Below are 8,372 nucleotides of genomic sequence, written 5' to 3' on the forward strand. Positions count from 1 at the left end.
GAGCGATGAGCCACTTATCGAAAGCGACGGGATTGCCGATGCAACAAAAACAGGCGATGGAATTTGATCGGCGTTCGCTTCTGCAACGTGTGGGGATGGGGTTGGGAACCTTGGGGCTGGCGGGCATCATCGGCGACCCGAATGCACAGGCGACCCAGGCGGCACTTACTGGGGGAAAACAGCCGCACTTTCCGGGCAGAGTGAAACGGGTGGTTCACTTCTTCCTCAACGGGGGACCGTCCCACGTCGACACATTCGATCCGAAACCGATGCTCAAAAAGTACGAAGGTCAAGCCCCGCCGGTGAGCTTGGCCACCGAACGTAAAACAGGGGCCGCATTTGCATCGCCGTTTTCGTTTCGGAAGTTCGGGGAAAGCGGCATCGAAGTCAGTGAGTTATTCTCTAAGACGGCGAAGCACATTGACGACATCGCTCTCATCCGCTCGATGTACGCCCAGGTTCCGAATCACGAACCGTCATTGATGCTGATGAATTGCGGTGACTCGGTGCTTCCTCGGCCGAGTGTGGGTTCGTGGGTGTTGTACGGATTGGGATCGGAAAATCAGAATTTGCCGGGCTTCATTGTCTTGTGCCCGAAAGGGTTGCCGATCAAAGGGGCCGACAATTGGCAATCGGGGTTTTTGCCGGGAGCGTTTCAGGGCACGTACGTCGATCCCCAACATCAGCAGATCGACAAGCTCATCGAGAACATCCGCAGCACACATGCAACACCGCAGATTCAAACTCGGCAACTGGAACTATTACGGACACTCAATCGGGAACATCAGTCCGCACGCGACGATGATCGACTGAATTCACGGATTCAATCATTCGAGTTGGCGTTCCGCATGCAAATGGAAGCAGCGGATGTCTTCGATATCCAAAAGGAACCAAAGTCGATTCAGGAAATGTACGGCAGCGGTGTGCATGGTCGGCAAACCCTGATTGCTCGTCGGTTGCTCGAACGTGGAGTGCGATACGTGCAACTTTGGCACGGAGGGGGTCAACCGTGGGACAATCACACGGATCTCGAAAACCATCACCGTAGACTAGCCGGGCAAATTGACCAGCCGATTTCCGCGTTGCTGACCGACCTGAAACAACGCGGCATGTTCGATGACACTTTGGTTCTGTGGGGCGGTGAGTTCGGCCGCACGCCGACAGTGGAACTGACCGGCGAAGGGAAGTCGCGGTTGGGGCGTGATCACAATCATTACGGCTTCACGGTTTGGATGGCTGGCGGCGGTATTCGCGGCGGAACTGTCCGAGGAGCCACCGACGACTTCGGTTTTCAAGCCGTCGAAAAGCCCACCGCCGTACACGACTTGCATGCCACGATGTTGCACCTCTTAGGCTTTGATCATGAGAAGCTCACGTATCGCTACGCCGGACGCGATTTCCGTCTGACCGACGTGCACGGCCATGTGTTGCACGACATTTTGCGTTAGCTCTTGAATTTCATTTCCATCAGCAGAGTCATTCTCGCATGTCCCGAACCATCGTCCGACCCGAGTTGCTCGATTTCGAATCCCCAGGCCGCCGCGATTATTGGGTGGCCTTGGAACACGATAGCATCTGGGGGGACCATCTGATTCCGCTCACCGTTTGGGTGGGGCCGGAAGCCCGTGCGGGCGAAGGGTTGGTGTCGTTCGGTTCGAATCATGGCAACGAATACGAAGGACCAGTCGCGCTGAAGGGATTAATGGGGGACATCCGCACGGAAGATGTCCGGGGACGCATCATTTTCATTCCGGTATTGAACCCGTCGGCATTCCGGGCCGGGACACGGGAAAGTAGTCGATTGGATGACGGCGTGAACCTCAATCGCGCGTTTGTCGACGGTGCTGGGAAAACGCCCGCGTTATCGGGGATTACCCATCGCATTGCCGACTTCGTTCGCCAACACATTTGGCCGCAAGTGCATATCGTGATCGATTTGCACTCCGGCGGCCACGTCGCAAGATTCTCCCACTGTGCGAGCTTTCATCCGGTCGACGATCCCGGTTTGTCTGCCAAGATCGAAGAAACCGCGCGTTGGTTTGGCACTCCGAGCTTGATGGTCTATCAGAACGTGACGCCGGGATTGTTGCCCAGTGAGGCGGAGCGACTTGGGAAAATCACTGTCGGTACGGAACTCGGTTGGGGGGCCGCTGTCGATCCGGTGGGCGTGCAATATGCTCGGCAGGGAGTTTTGGCCGCTTTGATTCACAACGATTTGATGCAAGGCACGATCGAACCCTTTGCGTTTCATGCGGCGGGCACGCAGAAGAAGTTGGAAGTCGTCGATCGCGATTGCTACACGCTCGCACCGTTCGATGGACACTACGAACCGCTCTTGGAATGCGGCACAGTTGTGAAAGCCAATGACACCATCGGACGACTTCACGATTTCGATCACATTGACATGGAACCTTGGCCGGTGAAAGCCGGCGTCGATGGTGTGGTGCTGGCTCAGGCGTGGGGAGCGGCCGTTCCGCGTGGGCAGCACATCGTCGTCGTTGGGCGGGTCATCGGTTAGCGACACACACAGACCGTCATCGCAATCAGCGATCGACGAACACTTCCTTTTATTGAGAACCGACTCGATGAAAATCTCTCAGATTGTCGTCCAAATTCTTCGTATTAAAAACGTGGAGGCGAAAACCGCGAGCAGCCAGGATTCCGTTTTGGTTCGTGTCCGTACTGACAACGGGTTGGAAGGCGTTGGCGAAGCAGACTCATCACCCGAGATGGTTAAAGCCGTCATCGACGCTCCGTTTAGTCACAACGTCGCCACGGGACTTCGCCAAATCTTGATTGGCGAGAATCCGTTAGAGACTGATCGACTGTGGGAGAAAATGTACCGCAGTACAATGTATTGCGGACGGCGGTCGGTCACGATCACCGCGATGGCCGCGATCGACATGGCGTTGTGGGACATCAAAGGGAAGCAATTCGGCGAACCGATTCACCGTTTGTTAGGCGGGAAGAAACACGATCGCATTCAGGCGTACGCGTCGATCCTTTTCGGCAAGGACGGAAACGAAACCGCGAAGATCGGCGAACGCTGGCGGGAATACGGTTACAACGCCGTCAAATTCGGTTGGGAACCCATGGGGCAAAGCGAAGCGGTCGACATCGACTTGGTTCGGGGCGCTCGCGAAGGACTCGGAGACGATGCGACCTTGCTCGTCGATGCCGGTTGTGTGTGGGATGCTCGCACCGCACTTGATCGGGCCAAAGCCTTCGCGGATTACCGAATCGGTTGGTTGGAAGAACCATTGCGGCCCGATGATTACGAAGGTTATCGCTGGCTCCGTGACCGCTCACCGGTGCCGATTGCCTCAGGCGAAGAGGAGTGCGGACGATACTCGTTCCGCCCGCTGATCGACGGACGTTGCTTGGATGTCTATCAAGTTGATTTGTCCCGCAACGGCTTCAGCGAATCCCACTACATCCGCCAGCGTGTCGAAGAGATTGGGGCTCGGTTGTGCAATCACTGCTACACCAGTCCCGTCACCGTGGCGGCGAGCATTCACTGGCTGAGTACGTGCCGCGACGCGTTCATCTTCGAAGACTGTGTGGAAGATTCGCCACTCCGTCACGAACTGACCGAAGAGAAGATCCAAGCGGTCGACGGATGGATCTCACCGCCCGATCGTCCCGGCTTGGGCGTCACGATCAATGAGGACTTCGTGAAATCGACGTTGATCGACGAGTCTTGTTAACCATCGCTCACCCGATTCCCAGGGACCTTTGCTCATGCGCGGGCTGCGGATTTTGGTGGCGGAGTACATCCACGAGATCTCCTCGTTCAACCCCGTCCCCACACGATACACCGACTTCCTGATGAACTTCGGGCCAGACATTTTCTCGCACCACGAAAAAGTGGGAACCGAGGTTCATGGGGCTCTCGGGGTGTTCCGGCAGCGGTCGGACGTGGAGGTGATTCCCACGTCGAGTGCACGTGGAATTACCTCGGGCGGCGTCATTCCGGCTGCGGATTTTGCTCGGATCGAAACAGAGTGGCGGGAGAGCATCAAAGCCGCCGGTCCAGTCGATGGTGCGTATTTCGCATTGCACGGGGCAACGGCCACGGAAGACGAAGACGACCCCGAAGGCCGGTTGCTGGAAATCGCTCGGGAACTTCTTGGTGAGTCGATCCCGTTTGTCGCGTCATTCGACATGCACGGCATCCTGACGGATCGAATGATGCAGCACTGCGATGCGATTACGGTTTACCACACGTATCCGCATGTGGACTTTCAACGCACCGGCGAACGAGCGGCCCAATTGTTGATGGATCGACTGGATGACAAGATTCAACCGGTCATGGCGAAAGTCGAAATCCCGGCGCTTGTGCGTGGCGATGAACTGATTACGGAAACCGGCCGATTCGGAAGATTGATCGATCAAGCCAAGGAGATCGAACAAACCGACGCGGGGCTTTCGGCGGGGTTCTTCATCGGCAATCCATTCACGGACGTGCCGGAACTGCGGAGCTACGCCATCGTTGTCACCGACAATGCTCCGGAATTGGCGGCCGAGCACGCCGAACGTCTGGCGAGTCAGTTTTGGGAACAGCGAGCTCACATGCAGGCTCAGCTCACACCGATGACCGAAGGCGTTCGGCAAGCATTGTCGACCACGAAGCCCGTTGCACTTGTCGATGCCGCCGATGCGACAAGTTCGGGAGCATCCGGAGACAGCTTGGAAATCGTCCGCGAATTGCTAGCACAGAAATGCTCACGCACCGTGTTGGCTCCGGTTGTGGATCGACAGGCAGTGGATGCCGCATTCGATGCAGGCGTGGGAGCAACGATTTCGATCGAAGTTGGTGGGGCGTTGGACTCACGGCGATTCCAACGGATTCCGCTCACAGGACAAGTTCGATTGTTATCGGACGGCCGTTTTCGGAGTGAGTCATTCACTTGGGAATGGAATTCCGGTCGAACCGCCGTTTTTGAATCGAGTCCATTGACCCTCGTGATCACCAGCCGCCCGGTGCACTTGTTCGACAGTTCGTTGTTCTTGGCACACGGTCAAGACCCGCAAGACTTCGACATCACAATTGTGAAATCGCCCCACTGTCAGCATCACATGTACGCTGCATGGTGTGACATGATTCATATCGACGCACCAGGGGCAACAAGCGCCAACTTGCCTTCGCTCGGGCATGAGAAAAGCCGGCGACCGGTGTATCCACTGGATACCGAGATCACTTGGAAACCGGTGGCCCGTCTCTTTAGTAGGAACAAGTAGCGATGCCGAAGAACAGTCCGCCGGCGGTTTCCCCGTTCGATGTCACTCCTCAAGGCGACGTACTTCGTACCCGCGCCAAGCGGTTGGGAACTCAGAGTTCGCGAGTCGTGTTGGCCTTGGTTTGTACGTTGTCGATGATCACCTATCTCGACCGAGTCTGCTTCGGCATGGCGGCTCCATCGCTAGCCAAAGACTTGAATCTCAATGGCGTCGCCGAACTCAAATGGGCATTCACAGGATTCGCGATTGCCTATGCGATTTTTGAGGTTCCCACGGGTTGGCTCGGCGATCGTCTCGGCCCGCGTTCGATGTTAATTCGCATTGTCGTTTGGTGGTCGGCTTGCACAACATTGACAGGTTTGGTCGGCATTCAGGTCGGCGGTTGGACACTCGGCGGACTCGGAACGCTGATCGTACTGCGATTTTTATTCGGAGCCGGAGAGGCGGGAGCTTATCCGAATATTACGCGGGTGCTCTACAATTGGTTTCCAGCCCATCGATGGGAGTTTGCCCAGGGACTCGTTTGGATGTCAGGCCGACTAGCAGGCGGGGCGACGCCTTTGATTTGGGCCGTCCTCGTTGGTGGAACGGGGGTTTCTTCTCCGCTACTGAGTTGGCGAGGAGCGTTTGTGCTCTTCGGGCTAATTGGGCTCGTGTGGTGTGTCCTGTTCGCGACTCTTTTCCGCAACCATCCCGACGAAGCCAACTCCGCAAAGGAGACGGAATCACCCGAAGTCCCACCAAGCCCGGGTACTGAAATTATCGGACATGCGAGCGTTCCTTGGCGAGCACTCTTCACCAATCGGAGCGTTCTCGCACTTTGTGCGATGTATTCGCTAATCAACTATGGTTGGGCGTTCAATATCACCTATCTACCGTCTTACTTGGATCAACGATTTGGTATTGCCGATTCCGACCTGCTCGGTGCAGTTTACAAGGGTGCCCCCCTCTGGGTTGGAGCAGTCGGATGTTTGACGGGTGGCTTGATCGTGGGTTTCTTTAGTCGGAGACTCGGCAGCAGAAGCAATGGACGGCGAGCGGTTGGCATCCTCGGGATGCTAGTATGTATGTTTTGTTGGCTCGGAGCGTGCGTGGCACCGAACATTCATGTGTTCTGTTTCTGTGTCTCGTTGGCGGCCTTTTGCATCGACTGCACTCTGGGAGCGATTTGGGCCACCTGTCAGGATTTAGGCCGTGAACACACCGCTGTCACCGCCGCTTGCATGAACACGATTGGCACAATGGGGGCAGCACTAGCCGGTTGGGCCACCGGGACGATCATTCAACAAACTGTTGCCAGACGTGCTGCAGAACAGTCAGCCCCACTCTCAAAAACTCTAGAACAAGCAGCCCTAATCGACGGTTACCAGTTCGTGTTTCTCACCTATGCCGCAGTCTATGCAATCGCCGCCGCAATCTGGCTGTTCATTGACTCCAATCGTCGTTTAACAGAAGACTAATCAAGTCTGTCGCAGTGCTTCCGAGTCTTTTCAAGGTGCGTTTTCTTCAAATACTGATGATTCGTCCGCCGCTGAAGTCTCAGCTGGCTCTGTGCCGCGCAGCTTCGCCCCCAATCGTTGATAGGTGTCACTTGGGCACAGTGCAGCCGAGTGGACGGAAGCGTCATGTCTACAACAATCAACAATCTTGCCGTTGACGATCTCCGCATGAATCGTTTTGAGCACAAGTCTTTAGCGGCGTCACATCACTTTCCGGCCGCGCACCGGTCGCAGTCGTAGGAACGCTGCCGTTAGGGTTCAATCGGCGGGGATTGCAAGGATTGCAGAAAGCTCAGGAGGTCCGCCAATTCTTTGGCTGTCAAGTCGCGGGCGAGCAAGTCTGGCATGAGCGACTTTTGCGCTGGGACCAATTGCTCGACATCGGCTGGTGGCATACGGATGTCTTTTCCGTCGGTGCGGCGGAGCACGACCATTTGGTTCATCCGCTCGATCAGCAGTCCAGTGATTACACGACCGTCTGTCGTTTGCACGAGCCAGGTGCGGAACTTCTCGTCGATGACCGCGGAGGGCTCGAGAATGCTTTCCAGCAGTTGGCGACGCGAGAGTCGCTTGCCGACGCCGTCCAGACGCGGTCCGACGTTTCGCCCCTGATCGCCGACCTGATGACAGTTCCGACATTGGACGCCGGTGGCGTTCAAGAACAAATCCCGGCCGCGTTTTGCGTCGCCGTTGAGGCTGAGGATCATTGCCGGATCGACCGATTCCCCCAGCCGTTTCGACCGCCGCGATTCCGGCAAGAAGCGCTCGAACAAGCCGCGGATGTGCGGCGGCGTGTCTGCGGTCGCCGCTTCGATGATCCGCTGTTGTTCCCTCGGCGGCAGCGTGCCTTTGTCGAGTGCAGTTAGCAATAGCAAGGCACCGCTCGTCGATGCCAGCAGTTCGCCGACCGCTGATTCCTCCGTCCGCAGTCTTGACAGCGCTGCCGCTTGGTCTCTCCGCAATTTCCGAACAGCCGGTGACGTTGCTTCCGCGGACAGTGAGTCGATCCACTCGCGAATGAGACCAAGACCTGCTGTATCAATGACACGTGAGCCGACGTGCGGCATCCGGCCGCGTCCGAGTGTCGCCATCCGGTAGAACAGCACGCTGCGGTAGGGATCGCCGGCAGCCACGATCTCCGGAGCAAACAATTCGAAGGTCCCCTGCGTCGGGCGTTCGCCGACGAGACCCGTTTTCTCCAACGGCAACTCCCGACGCACTTCAAAATTCGCCGTCCCTCCACCACCACGAATGTGGCAATGAGCACAGTTGAGGTCCAAGTAAGACCGCGCCCGGGCCTGCAGGTCTGCACCGGTGTCGGACGGATCGGTCAGCGGGTGCGGCTGGACCTTGAGCTTCGCGAGCAGAGCGTAAGGATCCTCGAACAGACCCATCTCGACGAAATTTGTCAACTGATTTTGACCGGAGCCGACCGATCGATCGAGTTGCTCAACGCGGAAGCCCTGGATCGAACCGCTACGGGTCGTATGACAGACGAGGCATTCCGTCCGGCTTGCGAACCGCCACGTTTGCGGTCGACGACCATCGGGCATCGACTCGTCGACAACGTGGTAGATTTTTTCCGTTCCACCCGTCGGCACGAGTTCGGCATCGGTGCCGTCGTCGTTCCAG

5 protein-coding genes and 1 pseudogene are annotated in these 8,372 nt (G+C 57.0%); 5 read left to right on the forward strand and 1 reads right to left on the reverse strand.

Annotated elements, in window-relative coordinates; genetic code table 11:
- Positions 1-38 precede the first annotated feature (38 nt).
- The 5 genes from AC5DDB_RS29145 (at position 39) to AC5DDB_RS29165 (ending at position 6,701) form a co-directional block, all read left to right on the forward strand.
- Complete coding sequence (locus tag AC5DDB_RS29145) at positions 39-1,448, forward strand: DUF1501 domain-containing protein (protein WP_491743297.1); 1,410 nt, start codon at positions 39-41, stop codon at positions 1,446-1,448.
- A gap of 38 nt (positions 1,449-1,486) precedes the next feature.
- Positions 1,487-2,518, forward strand: coding sequence for a succinylglutamate desuccinylase/aspartoacylase family protein (locus AC5DDB_RS29150; protein ID WP_491743292.1), 1,032 nt, complete (start codon positions 1,487-1,489; stop codon positions 2,516-2,518).
- 67 nt (positions 2,519-2,585) lie between these two features.
- The gene (locus AC5DDB_RS29155; protein ID WP_491743293.1) at positions 2,586-3,707 is read left to right on the forward strand and encodes a mandelate racemase/muconate lactonizing enzyme family protein; all 1,122 of its coding nucleotides are present in this window, start codon (positions 2,586-2,588) and stop codon (positions 3,705-3,707) included.
- 34 nt (positions 3,708-3,741) lie between these two features.
- A complete protein-coding gene (locus tag AC5DDB_RS29160) occupies positions 3,742-5,241 on the forward strand; it encodes a M81 family metallopeptidase (RefSeq protein WP_491743294.1) in 1,500 nt (499 codons plus the stop codon).
- Between the two features lie 2 nt (positions 5,242-5,243).
- Positions 5,244-6,701, forward strand: a complete 1,458-nt coding sequence (locus tag AC5DDB_RS29165; RefSeq protein ID WP_491743295.1) for an MFS transporter — start codon at positions 5,244-5,246, stop codon at positions 6,699-6,701.
- A gap of 290 nt (positions 6,702-6,991) precedes the next feature.
- Here AC5DDB_RS29165 and AC5DDB_RS29170 read toward each other — a convergent pair.
- Positions 6,992-8,372, reverse strand: a pseudogene (locus AC5DDB_RS29170) (hypothetical protein); the annotation flags it as partial.

This window comes from Thalassoroseus sp. (assembly GCF_984380535.1).